Genomic DNA, 19,616 nt, shown 5'->3' on the forward strand with positions numbered 1-19,616 from the left:
CGATGCGAATGTGGTTTTTGAGTGCTGGCCTGGCCTTGATGTGCATGGCCCAGAACGCAGCGGCGGGTACAGTCCTGATCGTTGGCGATAGTATCAGTGCCGGTTTCGGCCTGGATACCAGCAAAGGGTGGGTTGCCCTGCTGCAGCAACGGCTCAAGCAGGAAGGTTTCGACGATAAAGTGGTCAATGCCTCCATCAGTGGCGACACCAGTGCCGGAGGCCTGGCGCGGCTGCCGGCGGCGCTTGCAGAGCATAAGCCGGACGTGGTGGTGATCGAGCTGGGCGGTAACGATGGCCTGCGTGGGCAGCCGCCTGCGCAATTGCAACAAAATCTTGCGTCGATGATTGACCAGTCCAAGGCCGGCGGGGCCAAGGTGTTGTTGTTGGGGATGCAGCTGCCACCCAATTATGGCCCGCGATACACCACTGCATTTGCCGAAGTCTATGGTGTGCTGGCCAAGGAAAAAAACGTCCCGCTGGTGCCGTTTTTCCTCGACGGTGTGGGCGGGCACCCGGACCTGATGCAGGCCGATCAACTGCACCCGGCGGTCGGCGCCCAGGGCAAGTTGCTGGAAAATGTCTGGCCGACGCTAAAACCGCTGCTATGACGCTTTTCTACCGGCAGGCTTTCGGCTAAGGTGGCGCCCCCCCGATTTGGAGCCCCTGATGTCGCGTCCTGCCTGGTCCCTGTTTAACTACCAACTGATCGAGCCGGACGAACAGCTGGATCTGTTCGCCTGCCAGGAAGTGCGGGTGCATCTGGTGGCGCGTCAACTGGAACTGGGCGGCTCCATTGATCGCACACTGTGCGGCACATTATTGCCTGCGCAGCCGCGTTGGTCGCGGGTCGATCGTTCGATCTTCCAGGACCAGCGCCTGTGCCCTTTGTGCCGTGCGATCCTGGAATCCCAGAAGCGGGGCACGCCGCCGATCTGGCCGGAGCTGCGTTTCGAGTTGTAGGGGGCAGCTAGAAGCGCGCTTCACGTATACAATCGATGTTTACCTCCCCGTCGTTCTGCGAAGGATTTACCGGATGTTGTCGCGCCTTTCCGTCGTCACCTGCTGCCTGTCTCTCGCTGCACTCTGTGCGGTCGGTTCGGCGTCAGCCCTGCAGTTGCCCTTGCCACCACCGGGTGAAGACATCGTCGGCCAGGTCCAAGTGATCAAGGCCAAGTACGAAGACACCTTTGCTGACTTGGGCACCACCTATGACCTGGGTTACTCGGAGATGGTCGCGGCCAACCCGGGCGTGGATGCCTGGTTGCCGGGCGCGGGTACCGAGATCGTGTTGCCGACGCGCTTCATCCTGCCGCCTGGCCCGCGCGAAGGCATTGTGATCAACCTGGCGGAATATCGACTCTATTATTTCCCCAAGGGCCAGAACGTGGTCTACACGTTCCCGCTGGGGATCGGTCGTGAAGGCTGGGGTTCGCCGATCGCCCATACCAGCATCATTGCCAAGACGCCCAACCCGACCTGGACGCCGCCGGCCTCGATCAAGGCCGAGCACGCCGCCAACGGCGACCCGCTGCCCAACGTGGTGCCGGCCGGTCCGGACAACCCGCTGGGGCCGTTCAAGTTCACCCTGGGCACGCCGGGTTACCTGATCCACGGTTCCAACATGAAATTTGGTATCGGCACGCGTACAAGCCACGGCTGCTTCCGCATGTTCAACAATAACGTGCTGGAAATGGCGGGCATGGTGCCGGTGGGGACGTCGGTGCGCATCATCAACGACGCCTACAAGTTCGGTCGCAGTGGCGGCAAGGTCTACCTTGAAGCGCATACGCCGTTGAATGATGACGGGACGCCGTCGGTGGTCGACAAACACACCGCCGTCATCAACGCTTTGCTCAAGCGTGAAGACTTGGCCAACCAATTGCGCGTGAATTGGGACCAGGTGCGTGACGTGGTAGCGGCGGAAGACGGCTTGCCGACGGAAATCGGCGTGCCTGGCGCAGCCTCGGTGGCCGCCAGTGCGCCGATCGATCCCTTGTAGGAGCGAGCTTGCTCGCGAAAAACTTGAGATCACCGCGTTAGTTCAGGGCTTGCGCGCCATGGTTGAGGACCTTCGCGGGCAAGCCCGCTCCTACAAAAGATCGTAGGAAATTCAGGCAATAAAAAAGCCGACCCATAAATGGATCGGCTTGATAACAACCCCGAGGGATTATTACTTGCGGCTAGCTTTTTCAAGCATACGCAGAGCGCGCTCGTTAGCTTCGTCAGCAGTCTGTTGTGCTTTTTGAGCAGCAGCCAGAGCTTCATCAGCTTTACGGTAGGCTTCGTCTGCACGGGCCTGGGAGCGAGCTGCTGCGTCTTCAGTTGCAGTCAGACGAGCTTCTGTTTCTTTGGAGACGCTGCTGCAACCGGTAGCCAGAACTGCGGCCAGAGCCAGAGCAGAGAATTTCAGAACGTTGTTCATCGTGTTCCCCTTCAAGGACTTTCTATTAGATGGCTAGTTCGCCCAGAGTGAGCTAATAGCCGGCGTACATACTACCCATTACTTGTAGTAAGTAAACTGACGTAGCGCAAGAAGCAAAAAAAATTCTCGCGCCGAATCTATTTTGGCTAATCTTTTGGAGGTTTGTATAAAAACCGTCCAATTTTTTTCAAACAGGCAAAAATTGGATCCAGGCTGAAAGGGCCGGCCCGCATGTGTTAAGCCTTGTAAACAGATGAAAATTTATATATCCAAGCTGACACTTACGTTCAGCCTGGCTTTGCTTTGCCCGGCATCTTTTACGCATGTAGAGGTGACTTTAAGAGCGCCTGTTCGTCTTAAGGTTCAACTGCCGGCAATGTTCAGGCTTTCGATCCCAGGTTGATCGGAGCCCTTTCTATATCCACCAGCGGCTGGGGATGACGAGCGCGCCTTGAGCAATTTCAGGATTGGTGCCTACTATTCCCTACGTGCTGGTTGTAAACGCTCAGGGTTTTCTCGATGTCGAAACCGGCACGGGGTGGCGTAGATGTTCCTTCGCCGGACAAACATCGGTAAGGTAGGGGTCAGAAACCAAGACCCGCGAGGAGTAGTGATGAGCGAGGCGTTGTCCATCCACCATGACCAGGCTGGTCATCAGTTCGAGACCAATGTGGACGGTCATCGTGCCTATCTGACCTATATGGACCTCGGCAAACAGACCCTGGATATCTATCGGACCTTCGTGCCCAACGCACTGCGGGGCCGGGGGATTGCGGCGGCACTGACCGAGGAAGCCTTGAAGTTCGCCGAAGAGGCTGGCTATACGGTGATCCCGTCCTGCTCCTATGTCGAACGCTACATGGAGCGCCATCAGCGCCATGCTGCGAAGCTGTAAACCGTAAGCAGCACCATGAAAAACGCCGGGCTTAGCCCGGCGTTTTTGTGTGCGCAGTTTAAGGTCAGGTGCGTTTGCGTTTAGGCAGAACGTCCTTGAGCTTGGCATGCATGCTGCGCAGGGTGTTTTCAGTGGCGGCCCAGTCGATGCAGGCATCGGTGATAGACACGCCGTACTGCAAGTCGGCCAGGTCTTTTGGAATCGCCTGGCAGCCCCAGTTCAGATGGCTCTCGACCATCAGGCCGATGATCGACTGGTTGCCTTCCAGGATCTGGTTGGCGACGTTTTCCATCACTAGCGGTTGCAGGGCCGGATCCTTGTTGGAGTTGGCGTGGCTGCAGTCGACCATGATGTTCGGCTTGATCTTGGCCTTATTCAGTGCCTGCTCGCACAGCGCAACGCTGACCGAATCATAGTTGGGCTTGCCGTTGCCGCCACGCAGCACCACGTGACCGTAGGCGTTGCCCTTGGTGGTGACGATGGACACGCCACCTTCCTGGTTGATCCCCAGGAAGCGGTGCGGGCTGGAGACCGATTGCAGCGCGTTGATCGCCACGGTCAGGCCGCCATCGGTGCCGTTCTTGAAACCTACGGCCGAAGACAGGCCGGACGCCATTTCGCGGTGAGTCTGGGATTCGGTGGTACGTGCGCCGATGGCCGACCAGCTGATCAGGTCTTGCAGGTACTGCGGGGAGATCGGGTCGAGGGCTTCGGTGGCGGTGGGCAGGCCCATCTCGGCCAGGTCCAGCAGCAACTGACGACCGATGTGCAGACCGTCCTGGATCTTGAACGAGTCGTCCAGGTACGGGTCGTTGATCAATCCTTTCCAGCCGACGGTGGTACGCGGTTTTTCGAAATAGACGCGCATCACCAGGTAGAGGGTGTCGGACACTTCCGCCGCTAACACTTTGAGGCGCTCGGCGTACTCGTGGGCAGCCTTGAGGTCGTGGATCGAGCAAGGCCCGATGACGACGAACAGGCGGTGGTCGGTGCCATCGAGAATGTCACGGATGACTTCGCGGCCTTTGGTGACGGTCTGCAGGGCAGCGTCGCTCAGAGGTATTTCGCGCTTGAGCTGATCGGGCGTGATCAGGGTCTCGTTGGATTCGACGTTTAGGTCATTGATCGGTAAATCAGCCATCGTGTTACTCGTCAGGGTCACGGGTGCCGGCCGCCAGCCATCCCCGTGCGGCGGAGCACAGCATGATTTGAATGCAGGGGGGAGGAACCTTAGCGCGTAACACGGGCCCGCGACAATGGGCAAAGCCCGCTTTAATCCAGCGCTGGCGCCACAAAGGCCTCATGAGAGAACTCGCTGGCATGGCGCGATACCCACTCGCAGGCCAGGGCTTCGAGTTGCTGGGGAGTGGGTTCGGCGTCTTCGTGCTGGCGGCAGTAGCGCTCTATCCGGCATGCTTGCTCACCCATTCGTGCACCAAACAGGGCATGTTCATCGGTAAACGCGACACCGACGCGGTAGCCGTTTTCCACCTTGCGGCACCACGCCACATAGCCGGGGTAACGCGCGCTGGCGCCCAGGGACGGGATGTGTAGATCAACCGCCGTACCTTCGCGCCAGGCACGTGGCCAATGGCAGGCGATACCGCCCAGGCCGGCAGTGTGCAGGCGTTGGCGGGGGATGGCAGGAGAGGGGCGTTGGATTAACTCGACAGCGACATCATCAGGGTGAGGTAAAAAACGACCCATGTACACGGACTCCGAGCACCGTCCAATTGACGGCGGTGGCAGCAGTATAGTGAAGGAACTGGAATTGACCGACCTGGATATTGACCAGCAATTGCTGGGATTGCCAGGTATTTCGCTGGTCGTGTTTACAAGCAGTGGCTGTTCCAGTTGCCGTTGGGCGCGTCAGCAGTTACCCGGCTGGTCGCTGCCGGTGGACCGCGTGTGCTGGGTGGATGCCGGGCACAACGGTGGCGCGGTCGAACGCTACCAGATCTTTCATTTGCCGGCGTTGTTCGTGGTGTGCGAGGGTCAGTTCCTCGGGCAATTACAGACGCGTCTTACACGTGTTGACCTAAACGACGCCATCCATCAAGCGCTTACACGCACTCCAGAGGATCTGCCATGACCGCACAAGCACCCCGCATTGGCATCATCGGCACCGGCGCCATCGGTGGTTTTTATGGATTGATGCTGGCGCGTGCCGGTTTCGATGTGCACTTCCTGTTGCGCAGTGAATACGCGGCAGTCAGCGAGCACGGCCTGCAACTGAATAGCACGGTGCATGGCCCCTTGCACCTCCACCCGGTGCAGGCGTATGCCCGCGCCGCCGATATGCCGCCGTGTGATTGGTTGCTGGTGGGCACCAAATCGACCGGTAACGTCGACCTGGCTCCGACTATCGCCCAAGTTGCCGCCCCGGATGCCAAGGTGGTGCTGCTGCAGAACGGCCTTGATGTCGAAGACAGTCTGCGTGAACACCTGCCCGCATCGCTGCATCTGCTCGGCGGCCTGTGCTACATCGGCGTGCACCGCTCTGCCCCCGGCGTGATCGAGCACCAGGCGTTAGGCCGGGTCAACCTGGGTTATCACAGCGGCACGGCGGCCAATGACGGCGACGCGCAAAAGGCGATTGTCGAAGCCGGGGCCGCGCTGTTCCACAAGGCCGGCATCGAGTCCCAGGCCATGGCCAATGTGCATCAGGCCCGTTGGCATAAGCTGGTATGGAACGTGCCCTACAACGGCCTCTCCGTGTTGCTCGGTACCGGCACCACGGCGATGATGGCTGACGAATCCAGCCGCGAACTGATCCAGGCGCTGATGGCCGAAGTGGTTCAGGGCGCTCACGCCTGCGGCCATGAAATCCCCAAGAGTTACGCCGAGCAGATGTTCACCATGACCGAAACCATGGACGACTACCTGCCGAGCATGTATCACGACCACGTGCACAAGCGCCCGCTTGAACTGGAGGCGATCTACGCAAGGCCACTCGCTGCCGCCAAGGCTGCAGGTTGCGAACTGCCGCGGATGCAGGCGCTGTACCAGGCCTTGAGTTTCATTGATCGGCATAACCGCTGAGTCGAGGGGGACACATTATGGCAAAGGGTTTGGGCGACAAACTGGTGCTGGCGATTTCATCGAGGGCACTCTTCGATTTGAGTGAAAGCCACAAGGTCTACCTGGCCGAAGGGGTCGAGACCTACCGCCAGTACCAGATCGAACACGAGGAGGAAATCCTCGAGCCCGGTGACGCCTTCCCGCTGGTCAAGAAGCTACTCAGCCTCAATGCCAGCCTCGGCCGTGCCCGGGTCGAAGTAGTGCTGGTGTCGCGCAACAGCGCGGACACCGGCCTGCGCGTGTTCAATTCAATCCAGCATTACGGCCTGGACATTTCCCGCGCCGCTTTCGTAGGCGGGCGTAGTCCTTATCCTTATCTGGCGGCGTTTGGCTGTCATCTGTTTCTCTCGACCCATGCTGAAGATGTGCGCAGTGCCCTCGATGCCGGGTTTGCGGCGGCGACGATTCTGTCCGGCGGCCCGAACCGCGCCTCCAGCGAAGAACTGCGCATTGCCTTCGACGGCGACGCGGTGTTGTTTTCCGATGAGTCCGAGCGGGTCTATCAGGCTGGCGGATTGGAAGCATTCCAGGCCAATGAGCGGGAGTCGGCGCGCCAGCCTTTGCATGGTGGCCCTTTCAAGGGTTTCCTGGCGGCGCTCAACCTGTTGCAGCGCGAGTTTCCGGACGAGGCCTGCCCGATCCGTACCGCCCTGGTCACCGCCCGTTCCGCGCCGTCCCATGAGCGGGTAATTCGCACCTTGCGCGAGTGGGATATCCGACTGGACGAATCGTTGTTCCTCGGTGGCCTGGAAAAATCGGCGTTCCTGGAAGCGTTTGCCGCCGATGTGTTTTTCGATGACCAGGCCGGGCATTGCGAGAAGGCCATGGAATTCGTCGCCACCGGGCATGTGCCCCATGGCATCAGTAATGAGGTGAAGATCTAAGTCAATCCAAGTCGCCTGGGCACTGCTAAGCTGATTTCATCTCCGCCATCCTGGCAGTTCCAGGGGGTTCTATGATCCGTTCGATGCTGTACGCCACAGACCTCGGTCTGTACGCGCCTTATGTGATGCAACATGCGCTGGCGCTGGCCCGAACGTTCAAGGCGGACCTGTATGTGATTCACGTGGTCGAGCCCATCGGGCTGTTCGCCGAATCGGTGTTACAGAGCTACCTTGATGAGAAGGCCCTGAATGAATGGCAGAGCCAAGGGCTGACCACGGTAATGGCGACGATCGAGCAACGGGTGCTGGACAGTTTTCGCGAGGAGTTGGGGGACGGGGAGCAAGACCTGAAGTTGATTCGCTCGGTACGGGTGATCCAGGGGGATCCGTGCGAGGTGATTCTCGACCAACTGCGCAAACTTTCTGTGGACCTGTTGATCGTCGGCAGTCATAGCCATGCAACCGCAGCGGCTACCCCGTTGGGGCGCACCGCTGCCCGGGTGCTGCAGCTGTCTACGGTGCCGGTTTACCTGGTGCCTTCGTTGCAACGTCGCCGCAGTGATGACGTGTGATGGGTGAAAACGATAAAAAGTTCTAGATTTATCCATCAAACCTTTAATATAGTTATATACCGTCGCTGATACCCGTGGCGTCTATCTGCTTTGAGGGACACATATGAAGCTTCAACAACTGCGCTACATCTGGGAAGTGGCGCACCACGACCTCAACGTTTCCGCTACCGCTCAAAGCCTCTACACCTCGCAACCCGGTATCAGCAAGCAGATCCGCCTGCTCGAAGACGAGCTGGGCGTCGAAGTGTTCGCGCGCAGCGGCAAGCACCTGACCCGCGTCACGCCGGCCGGTGAGCGCATCATCACCACCGCCGGTGAGATCCTGCGCAAAGTCGAAAGCATCAAGCAGATCGCCCAGGAATTCTCCAACGAGAAGAAAGGCACCCTGTCCATCGCAACCACCCACACCCAGGCGCGTTACGCCTTGCCGCCGGTGATCCGCGACTTCATCAAGCAGTACCCGGATGTGGCGCTGCACATGCACCAGGGCTCACCGATGCAGATCGCCGAGATGGCCGCTGATGGCACCGTCGATTTCGCCATCGCCACCGAGGCCCTGGAGCTGTTCGGTGATCTGGTGATGATGCCGTGCTATCGCTGGAACCGTTGCGTGGTCGTGCCTCAAGGTCATCCGTTGGCCAAGCTGCCGAAACTGACCCTGGAGGCCCTGGCGGAATACCCGATCGTGACTTATGTGTTCGGTTTCACTGGCCGCTCCAAGCTCGACGAAGCCTTCAGCCATCGCGGCCTTACGCCTAAAGTGGTGTTCACTGCGGCTGACGCTGACGTGATCAAGACTTACGTGCGCCTGGGCCTGGGCGTGGGTATTGTCGCCAAGATGGCGGTCGACACGGCCCTCGACAAAGACTTGGTGGTGCTGGATGCCAGCGAACTGTTCGAGTCCAGCGTGACCAAGATCGGTTTCCGTCGTGGCACCTTCCTGCGTGGCTTCATGTGCGACTTCATCGAAAAATTTGCGCCGCACCTGACCCGTGAAGTCATGGCCAAGGCGATCCAGTGCCACAACAAGCAGGAACTGGAAGAGTTGTTTGATGGCGTTGAGCTGCCCGTCCATTAAGTGAATGAATGCGATCCACTGTAGGAGGTAGGAGCGAGCTTGCTCGCGAAAATCGTCAACGATAACGCAGGGGCCAGGATTCACGCGGCATGCTTGCGTTCTTCGCGAGCAAGCTCGCTCCTACAGGTTATTTGGCGTCGGTAACCGTGAAGTGTTGCCGAGCGCCCGCCACCAGAATTTCCACCTCATCGCCTTCGAACTTGCCCAGCAGGCTTTTGCCCAGCGGCGAGCGCGGGGTGATGACGGTGACCGGTTGCCCGACCACATCCACTTTCAAACCTGCAGCATCCGGCGCCAAAAACAGCCACTGCTGGCGACCGTTCTCGTCTTCCAGCCCCAGTAGCGCGCCAATTTCTATACCTCGTTGATCATCGTAAGCCCGCAGCGGCATGTTCTGGCACAGCAGCAACGCCTGCTTGATCTCCTCCACGCGTTTGGCTTGCCCCGCCGCCAGGTAGGAGGCCTCCAACCCTAGGGTGTCGTATTTGTTTTCCGCGATGTTTTCTTCGTGGGTCGCGGTTTCGTAAGCGGTCTGCGCTGCGCGTTGGGCAATATCGAGATCGAGGGTGAGCTTCTCTAATACAAGCTGGTGGACGGCGTGTTTATTCATGGGTCATCAATCACAGAATTGCAGGACATTCGCCCGGGTCTTTTCGTTGGGAGCGTTCTGGTCCTGTTGCAGCCAGAACTGGCATTTGGGGTTGGACAGGTTGCGCGCATTGTTGCGGGCCTGGTCCAGGGTTTGCTGCTGTTCCTGCTTTTGCAGGTTCTGCTGATATTGCTCGAACATGCGGTTCGGCGGTTCAGGTGTCACCGTCGCAGGTTTGCCCAACTGCTGCACCGCCTGGGCCACCGGCGCCACGCTCTGCGGGAACAGGTAGCGTGAAGCCAGCCAAGCCGTTAGCGCGAGGGCGATAAACCCCAACCACACCCCAAACGCGATGGAAGCACTGAGCTTGAACAGCGACAACGGACGATCAGACATGATGGCCTCCTGGCAGGCATAAACGGCGTGGCGGCGATTGTCGCACAGCCACTGTGCAGAATAATCGCGATCAAGCCTTCTGCATCCGCGCATTTATGCGGACAATCGAGCCTTTGAGCGTTGGAGCCCGGAATGAAAGCCCGCTGGGATATTTTTTGTAGCGTCGTCGATAACTACGGCGACATCGGCGTGACCTGGCGCCTTGCCCGGCAGTTGGTGGCGGAGCACCGATGCGATGTACGCTTGTGGGTCGATGATTTGCGTGCATTCGAGCGCATGTGCCCGCAAATCGATGTGCAGCAAGACCTGCAATGGCAGGAAGGCGTCGAAGTGCGCCACTGGCCGGCCGAGTGGGTGAAGGCGCCGGCAGCCGACGTAGTGATTGCCGCGTTCGCCTGTCAGTTGCCGCCTGACTATATGGAAGCCATGGCCGAGCGCGAACGTGTGCCGTTGTGGATGAACCTGGATTACCTGAGTGCCGAAGAGTGGGTGGTGGGCTGTCATCGCCTGCCGTCGGTGAAATTCAAGGGCGTGCAAAAGTACTTCTTCTTTCCTGGGTTCCGAGCCGGCACTGGAGGGTTGTTGCGTGAGGCGGGATTGTTGGAACAGCGTAGGGCGTTTCAGCAGGATCCCGACGCGCAGCGAGATTTCCTTCAAGCCTTGGGCATAGTTCCTGCAGCCCGCGCACGGCTAATCTCACTGTTCGCCTACGAAAACGCCGGACTGGCCAGTTGGCTGGACGTGTTATCGACGGACGGGCGTGCCACTCATCTATTGGTTCCGGAGGGGCGCATCCTGGGCGATGTGCAGCGCTGGCTCGGTGTGGACCGGCTGGTCGCAGGGGATATCCAGCAGCGCGGAGTGCTGACGGTGCAGGTCATCGCGTTTGTGCGCCAGGAACAATACGACCGCCTGCTGTGGTGCTGCGACTTCAATGCCGTGCGCGGCGAAGACTCGTTCGTGCGTGCCCAATGGGCCGGGCGTCCGCTGTTGTGGCACATCTACCGACAGGATGAAGACATCCATCTCGACAAGCTCGATGCCTTCCTGGCGATGTACACCGCCAACTTATCACCGGCGGCCAGGGCTGCCGTGATCGGGCTCTGGCAAGCCTGGAACACGGACGCCGACATGGCCCAACCGTGGAAAATGCTGCTGGAACACGGGCCTGAAGTGAATCTGCACGCCGAAACATGGTGTCTGGAACAGGCTTTGCAGGCCGATCTTGCGACGGCGCTGGTACAGTTTTATGAAAGTTGGATATGATACGCCACCTTGAATTTTGTAAATCCCATCCAAATTTCGGATATTCGTAATGAAAACTGGTAAAGAACTGAAACCCGGTACCGTGATCCGTATCGACAACGACCCTTGGTTGGTTCAGAAAGCTGAGTTCACCAAGTCTGGTCGTAACAGCGCAATCATGAAGACCAAGCTGAAGAACCTGCTGACCGGTTACAAGACCGAAACCGTTTACAGCGCCGACGACAAGCTGGACGACGTGATCCTCGACCGTAAAGAAGCGACCCTGTCCTTCATCAGCGGCGACACCTACACGTTCATGGACACCACCGACTACACCATGTACGAGCTGAACGCTGAAGATATCGAAGCCGTTCTGCCGTTCATCGAAGAAGGCATGACCGACGTTTGCGAAGCGATCTTCTTCGAAGAGCGCCTGGTTTCCGTAGAGCTGCCGACCACCATCGTGCGTAAAGTGGCCTACACCGAAGGTTCCGCTCGCGGCGACACTTCGGGCAAAGTCATGAAGCCTGCCAAGCTGGCTAACGGCACCGAGCTGCAAGTAGCTGACTTCATCGAAATCGACGACATGATCGAGATCGACACCCGCGAAGGCGGTTCGTACAAAGGTCGCGCCAAGAAGTAATTCTGGCCCTGCCGATACGAAAAAAAGCCCGACCTTGAGTCGGGCTTTTTCATGGGCGTCACTTTTTACTTCAAGTGTTGCTTCAATTCATCCGAGGCCTGGAGCAGTGCCGAACGCACCGCTGGGACTTGGCTGACCACGTTGAGCAAACCGTAGTCGTGGATCATGCCGTTGTAGCGCACGGCGGTCACCGGTACACCGGCGGCGTCCAGCTTGCGTGCATAGGCTTCGCCCTCATCGCGCAGCACGTCGGCACCGGCGGTCTGGATCAGCGCGGGCGGCAAGCCCTTCAACTGATCAGTGCTGGCCCGCAGCGGCGAGGCATAGATCTCGGCGCGCTGCTTGGCGTCGGTGGTGTAGTTGTCCCAGAACCACTTCATCATGTTGCGGGTGAGGAAGTGCCCTTCGGCATATTGGTTGTAGGAACCGGTGTCGAAGTAGGCGTCGGTCACCGGCCATAACAGCACTTGGAACTTGATGGCCGGGGTGCCCTTGTCCTTGGCCATCAGGCTGACGACCGCCGCCATATTGCCGCCGACACTGTTGCCCGCGACCGCCAGGCGCTTGCCATCGACGTTGATCTCTTGGCCATGCTCGGCCACCCATTTTGTAGCGCCGTAGGCCTGGTTGATCGCCACCGGGTAGTGCGCTTCCGGCGAAGGCGTGTAATTGACGAACACCGCCACCGCCCCCGAACCCGCCACCAAGTCCCGCACCAGGCGTTCATGGGTCGGGTAATCCCCCAGCACCCAGCCGCCGCCGTGGAAGAACATGAACACCGGCAATGTGCCCTTGACCCCGGCCGGACGCACGATGGTCAGGTCCAGCGGCTTGCCATCGACCTGGATGGTCTTCTGGCTCACCTCTGCGGCTGGCAAGGTCAGCTTCACACCGGCCTGGGCGCCGGTCAGAACAGCACGGGCATCCTTGGGCGTCAGTTGTTCCATCGGTTTGCCGGTGCCGGCGTTCAACACATCCAGAAACGCCTGGGTGTTGTGTTCGACTTCACCTGACGCAGCCAAGGCGTGGGTGACGGACAAGGCGAGCAGGGTGCCGGTGAGTGCTTTACCAATTGTGTTCATTGCGTTCTCCAGGGGCGGCCGAGGTCATTTAGACAGTCACGTGCAGGCGTACATCGACGTTGCCACGGGTGGCGTTGGAGTACGGGCAGACTTGGTGAGCGGCGTCGACCAGGCTTTGCGCGTCGTCTTGAGCCAGGCCGGGCAGGCTGATGTGCAGGTCGATGTCCAGGCCGAAACCACCGGGGATCTGGCCGATGCCGACGTGGGCAGTGATCGAGGCGTCATCCGGGATTTTGCGTTTGGTCTGGCTGGCGACGAATTTCAGGGCGCCGATGAAGCAGGCCGAGTAGCCGGCAGCGAACAGTTGTTCGGGGTTGGTGGCCTGGCCACCGGCACCGCCCAGTTCTTTGGGGGTGGAGAGTTTGACGTCGAGAATGTTGTCGTTGGAAACAGCACGACCATCACGGCCGCCGGTGGCGGTAGCTACTGCGGTATAGAGCGTTTGCATGGCGTTTTCCTCAGGGTTGTTGGCGCTAAATATTTGCGCGCTAAGTAGTTGGTGAGGCGAATGTATAGCGCTAATGTTTAGTGCGCAAGATAAATTTATAAAAATATTCTGAGGCAGGGACGAACGGTAGTTTTCTGCGGGCGCCGCGGACGCGACGCCCTTGATGGGAGAGGTTAAATGCTGCCTTGCAGGTTGGTGCGCAAGGCAATCAGGTCACCTTGCAACTTGCGCAATTGCTCCAGCTCCAGGCCGCTGGCGCCGAGGATGCACTGGGGTATGCCCATGGCCTTGTCCTGCAGGGCGCGGCCGGCGTCGGTCAATTCCACGACCACCACGCGTTCATCTTCGCGGCTGCGGGTACGGCTGAGCAGGCCTTCAGCTTCCAGGCGCTTGAGCAGCGGTGTTAGCGAACCCGGATCGGTCAGCAGCCGACTGCTGATTTCGCCGACCGTCAAACCGTCCTCTTCCCACAGCACCATCATGGCCAGGTACTGCGGGTAGGTCAGGCCCAGTGCTTGCAGTAGTGGCTTGTAGACCTTGGTCATCAGTAGCGAGGTGGAGTGCAGGGCGAAGCACAGCTGGTTGTCCAGCATCAGTGATTCGCAAGGATCTGGGTTTTTGCTCATGACGATGCCTCCGGAAACGTATCTGGGCTGGAATCTAGCGGGCAAATCTTTAATGCGCCAGATAATTCTGTCCGAGCGGTCAGACCAAGCCACTTTGCAAGGCCAGGTCCCAAGGTGGCACGGGGCTGAAACGGGTTTTGAGGTATTCCAGCAACAAGCGGCTGCGTGCGTTGGGTTGCTGTTCCAGGCGCAGCGCATAGATCCCGGTGGTTTCCGGGCTGGGCAGGCCATTTTCGCAAAACAGCGGTAGCAGTTCGCCGCGCACCAGGTATTCACTGGCCAGCCAGGTAGGCAGGTGGGCAATGCCCAGTCCGGCCAGGGCGCCGGACAGCAAGGCTTCGGCGTTGTTGGCACTCATGCGGATGCGACGCGGGCGGTAGGTGGCGCGGCGTCCATCCATTTCAAAGCGCCAGGCGAACGTGGGCGCCAGGCCGTCCCAGTCCAACCCGTCGTGTTCGCTCAGCTCGCGAGGGTGGCTGGGCGTGCCTCGGCTTTTCAGGTAGGCCGGGCTGGCGCAGGCGACGCGCACGATGCTCGCCAGGGGCGTGGCGATCAAGCGTGTGTCGACGAGATGCCCGGCACGCAACACCAGGTCGACCTTGCCCAGGTGCGCGCCCTGCATGTCCACGAAGCTGTCGATCAGATGCAGGTGCACATCCAACCCTGGGTAGACATTCAGGAAGTCGGCAATCACTGGCGCCAGGTGCCGTCGGCCGAATGCTGCGGGCGCATCCACCCGAATGAGGCCCTCCGGGGCATGGCTCAAAGACACCGCCTCGGCTCGCGCCAACTGCAATTCGCTGACGATCCGCCGCGCCCGCTCGGCAAAGGCCAAGCCCGCCGGGGTCGCCACCACCGCGTGGGTGCTGCGCTGGAACAGGCGACTGCCCACCGAATTTTCCAGGCTGTCGATACGCCGCGCCACGGCAGAGGGCGTCAACGGATGACGGCGTGCGGCAGCGGAAAAACTGCCGGTTTCCAGCACGTCGAGAAACAGGCTCAGTTGATCGGTCAGGGTATTCGGGTTCATCGAAAGTGCGCTTATGCGAGATTGGCACAGCCATTGTGCGTTGCTGTGCGTTTCCGCGCCAGAGCCGACTGCGTAGCATGCAAGGCCTGGGATTGCGGAGTAACAGCGGTGTTGGATTTAGTGATGTACCTGGTATTAGGCGCGGCCCTCGGCACAGTGGGCGGCCTGTTTGGCATTGGCGGCGGGCTGATCGCGATCCCGGTGCTGGGCGTGTTGTTCGGCCTCGATCAACAGTTGGCCCAGGGCACGGCGCTGGTGATGGTGGTGCCCAACGTGATGCTGGCGCTGTGGCGCTATCACCAGCGCAACCGTATCGAACTGCGCCATGCGCTGCCATTGGGCGTGATGGGGTTCAGTTTCGCCTGGCTCGGGTCTATCTGGGCGGTAGGCCTGGACGCGGGCGCGATGCGCATTGGTTTTATTGCCTTCCTGCTGACACTCTCGGCCTACAACCTAGTGCGCATGTTCACCCGCAACGCACCGCCGACGGCACAGATGCGTTACTCCTGGCCGTGGCTCGGGGTGCTCGGCGCAGCCTCCGGCTCCATGGGCGGCTTGTTCGGCGTCGGCGGCGCAGTGGTCGCGACGCCCGTGTTGACCAGCGTGTTCGGCACCACCCAAGTGGTTGCCCAAGGCCTGTCCCTGGCCCTGGCATTGCCGAGTACCGGCGTGACACTGGTGACCTACGCTTGGCACCAAGAAGTGGATTGGATGATCGGCGTGCCCTTGGCCGTCGGTGGTCTGCTCAGTATCAGTTGGGGCGTGAAAGTCGCCCATGCCCTGCCAGAGCGCGTACTGCGCGGGCTGTTCTGCGGCTTCCTGGTGGTGTGCGCGGTGATGTTGACGTTTAAAGTCTGAAACCTTCGATGATGTAGTCCGCCAGGCAATCGGTGATGGGCGAATTCATCCGCGTGTTTCGCAGCAAATGCAGATTCATTGACGGCAAGGGCGGGAAACCCTCGTCGCGGCCGAGTATGCGCAGGTCATCGGTCACCAGGCTTTCCATGCTGACCATCACCGCCAGGCCCGCATTGACCACGGCCTGGATCGCCGACACGTTGGAGCTGTGATAGGCCAGGCGGTAATCGCGTCCCGCCGCATCCAGTGCCGAGCGGGCCCACTGAGTGTACAGGCAGTCAGTGCCGGACATCGCCAGGGGCAGCGAGTCGTGCTCGTCGCTGCAGAAGCACGGCGCTGCCGCCCACACCATGCGCTCGGTGCGCAACAATTCACCGATCTCATTGCCAGGCTCGCGGCTGACAACGGTCAGTGCCAAATCCCGCCGTTGCATCAGTACCGTGGACGCCTCGCAGTGCATCTCGATCTGGATCAGCGGGTACGCCTTGGAGAACTGCTTGAGAATCCCTGGCAGGAACCGCATCACGTAGTCATCCGGCGTGCCGATGCGCACCAGGCCCACCATATGCGGCTCACGCAGGGTGTTGAACACCTCACTGTGCAGCTTCAGGATGCGCCGCGCATAACCCAGCAACACTTGGCCCTCAGGCGTCAGCCGAACCTGCCGGCCATCGCGCTCGAACAGCTTGCGCTGCAATACGTCTTCCTCCAGGCGCTTCATCTGCATGCTCACCGCCGACTGGGTGCGGTTTACGAGTTCGCCAGCGCGAGTGAAACCGCCTTGGTCGGCGATGGCGACGAAGGTGCGCAGGACTTCAGTGTCGATGCTCGGGAAGCTGGACAATTGATCAATCTCTGAGATGTATTGCATAAGAAACATTCGTTGGATTGATCTTAAGCCCAGGCACACACTTGCGCCATCCCCACTGGAGGGCGAGAAGATGAAAGGTCAAAGAGGTTTTGTGTTGATGGCGAAACGTCCGTTTGCCGGGTTGTTTCACAAGATTGCCCGGTGGCAGGCGCTGCATGAGGAGCGCCAGATGCTGGCGACCTTGAGTGATGATGCGCTCAAGGATATCGGCGTCACTCGCGGTGATGTCGAGCACGAGCGCCACCTGCATTTCTGGCAGGATCCGCTGCGAAAATGATCGCGGATGCAGTAGGGTAGTCGGCGCGCCCACACGGAGAACCCCATGCCCGCCGACCTGTCTTTTTCACTCAAGCAAGCACGACGCATGGCGCTGGGGGCCCAGGGTTTTTCCGGGCGCCAGGCGCCTGCATTGATCAAGGCTGCACACCTCAATCGCATGATCGAGCGCTTGGGTGTGTTGCAGATTGATTCGGTCAATGCCGTGGTGCGTTCCCATTACCTGCCGTTGTTTTCCCGTCTGGGCAACTACTCCCCGTTGATGCTTGAACAGGCCGCCTGGAGTCAGGGGCGACGGCGCTCGCTGTTCGAATATTGGGGGCATGAAGCCTCTTTACTGCCGATGGCGCTGTACCCGTTGCTGCGCTGGCGCATGGAGCGGGCCAAACAGGGCCAGGGTATTTATTCGCAGATGGCGCGTTTTGGCCGTGAGCAGCAAGCCACCATTCAGCGAGTGTTGCAGACGGTCGAGCAGCAAGGCGCATTGGGGGCTGGCAGTTTGTCGACCCGTGAGGAGCGCGCCGGCCCTTGGTGGGACTGGAGCGATGAAAAACACGCGCTTGAATGGTTGTTTGCCGCCGGATTGGTCACGGTTGCCGGCCGACGCGGTTTTGAGCGGCTCTATGATTTGCCGGAGCGGGTCATCCCCGGCGATATCCTTCAAACCGCTGTGACTGAAGCCCAAGCCCAGCGTGGTTTGTTGCTGCACAGCGCCACCGCGTTGGGCGTGGGGACTGAAAAAGACTTGCGCGACTACTTCCGCCTCGATCCGGCCGACAGCCGCAACCGTCTCGCCGAACTGGTGGAAGACGGCCAACTGTGGGTTTGCCAAGTGCAAGGCTGGAAACAACCGGCGTACTGCCTGCCCGATCCGAAAGTGCCACGCAAAGTGCCGGCCAGCGCCTTGCTGTCGCCGTTCGATTCGCTGGTGTGGGAGCGCAGCCGTACCGAGCGCCTGTTCGATTTCCGTTACCGCCTGGAGATCTACACCCCGCAAGACAAACGGGTGTATGGCTATTACGTGCTGCCGTTTTTGCACAACGAACGAATTGCTGCGCGTGTGGACCTGCGCGCCGAACGCGCCAATGGGCGCCTCGCGGTGCACGCGGTGCATGAGGAGGAACCGGGCTTGGATGATGAGGGGATGGCGGCGCTGGCGTCGAACCTGTTGCAAATGGCCGGCTGGCTTGGACTGGAACAGGTCCAGCTCAATTGCCAGCGGCCAAGTGCCGACCGGTTGAGGGCGGCTATGTTGTTCAGCGCTTGACCTGTTTCAGGGTCTCGGCAATCAGAAACGCCAATTCCAGCGACTGATCGGCATTCATCCGTGGGTCGCAGTGGGTGTGATACCGATCCGACAAGCCATCCTCGGTGATCGGCCGCGCGCCGCCGATGCATTCGGTGACGTTCTGCCCAGTCATCTCGATATGGATCCCGCCGGCATAAGTGCCCTCGGCCTGATGCACCTGGAAGAAATCCTTCACTTCACCCAGGATCTGCGCAAAGTCGCGAGTCTTGTAGCCGCTGCTGGCCTTGATGGTGTTGCCGTGCATCGGGTCGGAACTCCACAGCACCTGCTTGCCTTCGCGCTGCACGGCGCGAATCAGGCCTGGCAGGTGATCGCCGACCTTGCCCGCACCCATGCGCGCGATCAGGTTGAGGCGGCCGGGGTCGTTGTCCGGGTTGAGGATGTCGATCAGGCGGATCAGGTCGTCCGGGTTCATGCTCGGGCCGACCTTGACCCCGATCGGGTTGTTCACGCCACGCAGGAACTCGACGTGGGCGCCGTCCAACTGGCGGGTGCGGTCGCCTATCCACAGCATGTGCGCGGAGCAGTCGTAGTAATCGTTGGTCAGGCTGTCGCGACGCACGAAGGCTTGTTCGTAGTTGAGCAGCAACGCTTCGTGGGCGGTGAAGAAACTGGTTTCGCGCAGTTGCGGCGAGCTGTCCATGCCGCAGGCGCGCATGAAGGCCAGGGTTTCGTCGATACGGTCGGCCAGTTGGCTGTACTTCTCGGCCAGCGCGGAGTTGGCGATGAAATCCAGGTTCCATTTGTGCACCTGGTGCAGGTCGGCAAAACCGCCTTGGGCAAAGGCGCGCAGCAGGTTCAAGGTGGCGGTGGACTGGTGGTAGGACTGCAATAGGCGGTCCGGGTCCGGCACGCGGCTTTTTTCGTCGAAACCGATGCCGTTGACGATATCGCCACGGTAGGCGGGCAGGGTGATGCCGTCGATGGTTTCATCGTTGGCCGAACGCGGTTTGGCGAACTGACCCGCCATGCGCCCGACTTTCACCACCGGGCAGCCGGCGGCAAAGGTCATCACGATGGCCATCTGCAGCAGCACCTTGAAGGTGTCGCGGATCTTCGCCGCAGAGAACTCGGCAAAGCTCTCGGCGCAATCGCCGCCTTGCAGCAGGAACGCGCGGCCCTGGGTCACTTCGGCAAACTGACGACGCAACTCGCGGGCTTCCCCGGCAAACACCAGCGGCGGGTAGCTGGCCAGGTTCTGCTCCACTTGCAACAAGTGCGCAGCGTCCGGGTACTGGGGTTGTTGCTGGATCGGCAGGGCGCGCCAGCTGTCGGGGCTCCAGGGTTGGCTCATCATGAACTCGATTGGCT

The 19,616-nt window shown here is 60.1% G+C and carries 25 protein-coding genes; 14 read left to right on the forward strand and 11 right to left on the reverse strand.

Annotated features, from left to right (window positions below; genetic code table 11):
- The first annotated feature begins 2 nt into the window (after positions 1-2).
- From HX793_RS25530 to HX793_RS25540, 3 genes are all read left to right on the forward strand, one after another.
- On the forward strand, positions 3-608 hold the full coding sequence (locus HX793_RS25530; protein ID WP_028615635.1) for an arylesterase: 606 nt from the start codon (positions 3-5) through the stop codon (positions 606-608).
- 58 nt (positions 609-666) lie between these two features.
- Positions 667-960: a hypothetical protein gene (locus tag HX793_RS25535; protein ID WP_010211879.1), complete on the forward strand. Its 294-nt coding sequence runs from the start codon at positions 667-669 to the stop codon at positions 958-960.
- 73 nt (positions 961-1,033) lie between these two features.
- The gene (locus HX793_RS25540; protein WP_016975369.1) at positions 1,034-1,999 is read left to right on the forward strand and encodes a L,D-transpeptidase family protein; all 966 of its coding nucleotides are present in this window, start codon (positions 1,034-1,036) and stop codon (positions 1,997-1,999) included.
- Between the two features lie 171 nt (positions 2,000-2,170).
- Here the strand turns inward: HX793_RS25540 and oprI are convergent, their stop codons facing one another.
- Positions 2,171-2,422: an outer membrane lipoprotei OprI gene (gene oprI, locus HX793_RS25545; RefSeq protein ID WP_003172710.1), complete on the reverse strand. Its 252-nt coding sequence runs from the start codon at positions 2,420-2,422 to the stop codon at positions 2,171-2,173.
- Positions 2,423-3,035: 613 nt separating this feature from the next.
- On the opposite strand from oprI, the gene HX793_RS25550 reads away from it, so the two are divergent.
- Positions 3,036-3,317 carry a GNAT family N-acetyltransferase gene (locus HX793_RS25550; RefSeq protein WP_003189869.1) on the forward strand — a complete coding sequence of 94 codons (282 nt, stop codon included), beginning with the start codon at positions 3,036-3,038 and terminating at the stop codon, positions 3,315-3,317.
- A 64-nt stretch (positions 3,318-3,381) separates the two neighbouring features.
- On the opposite strand, the gene HX793_RS25555 is transcribed toward HX793_RS25550, so the two are convergent.
- Together HX793_RS25555 and HX793_RS25560 are read right to left on the reverse strand one after the other, a co-directional pair.
- Positions 3,382-4,458 carry a 3-deoxy-7-phosphoheptulonate synthase gene (locus HX793_RS25555; RefSeq protein ID WP_016975370.1) on the reverse strand — a complete coding sequence of 359 codons (1,077 nt, stop codon included), beginning with the start codon at positions 4,456-4,458 and terminating at the stop codon, positions 3,382-3,384.
- A gap of 131 nt (positions 4,459-4,589) precedes the next feature.
- Positions 4,590-5,024: a PilZ domain-containing protein gene (locus tag HX793_RS25560; RefSeq protein ID WP_177095885.1), complete on the reverse strand. Its 435-nt coding sequence runs from the start codon at positions 5,022-5,024 to the stop codon at positions 4,590-4,592.
- Between HX793_RS25560 and HX793_RS25565 the strand changes: the two genes are divergently transcribed.
- From HX793_RS25565 to cysB, 5 genes are all read left to right on the forward strand, one after another.
- The gene (locus HX793_RS25565) at positions 5,023-5,409 is read left to right on the forward strand and encodes a YbbN family protein (protein WP_177095883.1); all 387 of its coding nucleotides are present in this window, start codon (positions 5,023-5,025) and stop codon (positions 5,407-5,409) included. The two genes, HX793_RS25560 and HX793_RS25565, sit on opposite strands and share 2 nt — an antisense overlap.
- Positions 5,406-6,359, forward strand: a complete 954-nt coding sequence (locus tag HX793_RS25570; protein ID WP_177095881.1) for a putative 2-dehydropantoate 2-reductase — start codon at positions 5,406-5,408, stop codon at positions 6,357-6,359. Before HX793_RS25565 ends, HX793_RS25570 begins: the two co-directional genes overlap by 4 nt.
- Before the next feature lie 17 nt (positions 6,360-6,376).
- Complete coding sequence (locus HX793_RS25575; protein ID WP_025859170.1) at positions 6,377-7,282, forward strand: 5'-nucleotidase; 906 nt, start codon at positions 6,377-6,379, stop codon at positions 7,280-7,282.
- Between the two features lie 71 nt (positions 7,283-7,353).
- On the forward strand, positions 7,354-7,854 hold the full coding sequence (locus tag HX793_RS25580; protein WP_016975375.1) for a universal stress protein: 501 nt from the start codon (positions 7,354-7,356) through the stop codon (positions 7,852-7,854).
- A gap of 103 nt (positions 7,855-7,957) precedes the next feature.
- A complete protein-coding gene (gene cysB / locus HX793_RS25585; RefSeq protein WP_012722988.1) occupies positions 7,958-8,932 on the forward strand; it encodes an HTH-type transcriptional regulator CysB in 975 nt (324 codons plus the stop codon).
- Positions 8,933-9,059: 127 nt separating this feature from the next.
- Here cysB and HX793_RS25590 read toward each other — a convergent pair whose 3' ends face one another.
- A complete protein-coding gene (locus tag HX793_RS25590) occupies positions 9,060-9,542 on the reverse strand; it encodes a GreA/GreB family elongation factor (protein WP_016975376.1) in 483 nt (160 codons plus the stop codon).
- A gap of 6 nt (positions 9,543-9,548) precedes the next feature.
- A complete protein-coding gene (locus HX793_RS25595) occupies positions 9,549-9,917 on the reverse strand; it encodes a hypothetical protein (RefSeq protein ID WP_025999662.1) in 369 nt (122 codons plus the stop codon).
- 132 nt (positions 9,918-10,049) lie between these two features.
- On the opposite strand from HX793_RS25595, the gene earP reads away from it, so the two are divergent.
- Positions 10,050-11,183, forward strand: coding sequence for an elongation factor P maturation arginine rhamnosyltransferase EarP (gene earP, locus HX793_RS25600; RefSeq protein ID WP_177095878.1), 1,134 nt, complete (start codon positions 10,050-10,052; stop codon positions 11,181-11,183).
- Positions 11,184-11,232: 49 nt separating this feature from the next.
- A complete protein-coding gene (locus HX793_RS25605) occupies positions 11,233-11,805 on the forward strand; it encodes an elongation factor P (protein WP_016975379.1) in 573 nt (190 codons plus the stop codon).
- Positions 11,806-11,870: 65 nt separating this feature from the next.
- Here HX793_RS25605 and HX793_RS25610 read toward each other — a convergent pair whose 3' ends face one another.
- From HX793_RS25610 to HX793_RS25625, 4 genes are all read right to left on the reverse strand, one after another.
- Complete coding sequence (locus HX793_RS25610) at positions 11,871-12,887, reverse strand: alpha/beta hydrolase (protein ID WP_016975380.1); 1,017 nt, start codon at positions 12,885-12,887, stop codon at positions 11,871-11,873.
- Between the two features lie 28 nt (positions 12,888-12,915).
- On the reverse strand, positions 12,916-13,335 hold the full coding sequence (locus HX793_RS25615) for an organic hydroperoxide resistance protein (protein ID WP_010211852.1): 420 nt from the start codon (positions 13,333-13,335) through the stop codon (positions 12,916-12,918).
- Positions 13,336-13,508: 173 nt separating this feature from the next.
- Entirely contained in the window at positions 13,509-13,961 is a 453-nt protein-coding gene (locus tag HX793_RS25620) for a MarR family winged helix-turn-helix transcriptional regulator (protein WP_177095876.1), read from the reverse strand.
- Between the two features lie 79 nt (positions 13,962-14,040).
- Positions 14,041-14,991, reverse strand: a complete 951-nt coding sequence (locus HX793_RS25625) for a LysR family transcriptional regulator (protein ID WP_177060081.1) — start codon at positions 14,989-14,991, stop codon at positions 14,041-14,043.
- Between the two features lie 108 nt (positions 14,992-15,099).
- Between HX793_RS25625 and HX793_RS25630 the strand changes: the two genes are divergently transcribed.
- Positions 15,100-15,849 carry a sulfite exporter TauE/SafE family protein gene (locus HX793_RS25630; RefSeq protein WP_016975383.1) on the forward strand — a complete coding sequence of 250 codons (750 nt, stop codon included), beginning with the start codon at positions 15,100-15,102 and terminating at the stop codon, positions 15,847-15,849.
- Here the strand turns inward: HX793_RS25630 and HX793_RS25635 are convergent.
- Positions 15,839-16,720: a LysR family transcriptional regulator gene (locus tag HX793_RS25635; protein WP_016975384.1), complete on the reverse strand. Its 882-nt coding sequence runs from the start codon at positions 16,718-16,720 to the stop codon at positions 15,839-15,841. The two genes, HX793_RS25630 and HX793_RS25635, sit on opposite strands and share 11 nt — an antisense overlap.
- Before the next feature lie 70 nt (positions 16,721-16,790).
- On the opposite strand from HX793_RS25635, the gene HX793_RS25640 reads away from it, so the two are divergent.
- Both HX793_RS25640 and HX793_RS25645 read left to right on the forward strand, forming a co-directional pair.
- Positions 16,791-16,997 (forward strand): DUF1127 domain-containing protein, encoded by a 207-nt coding sequence (locus tag HX793_RS25640; RefSeq protein ID WP_025999664.1) that lies wholly within the window; start codon positions 16,791-16,793, stop codon positions 16,995-16,997.
- Between the two features lie 45 nt (positions 16,998-17,042).
- The gene (locus tag HX793_RS25645) at positions 17,043-18,263 is read left to right on the forward strand and encodes a winged helix-turn-helix domain-containing protein (RefSeq protein WP_177095874.1); all 1,221 of its coding nucleotides are present in this window, start codon (positions 17,043-17,045) and stop codon (positions 18,261-18,263) included.
- Here the strand turns inward: HX793_RS25645 and HX793_RS25650 are convergent.
- Entirely contained in the window at positions 18,253-19,599 is a 1,347-nt protein-coding gene (locus tag HX793_RS25650) for a class II 3-deoxy-7-phosphoheptulonate synthase (protein WP_016975387.1), read from the reverse strand. The two genes, HX793_RS25645 and HX793_RS25650, sit on opposite strands and share 11 nt — an antisense overlap.
- Positions 19,600-19,616: the final 17 nt, after the last annotated feature.

The organism is Pseudomonas reactans (assembly GCF_013387025.1).
Lineage (GTDB): Bacteria > Pseudomonadota > Gammaproteobacteria > Pseudomonadales > Pseudomonadaceae > Aquipseudomonas > Aquipseudomonas reactans.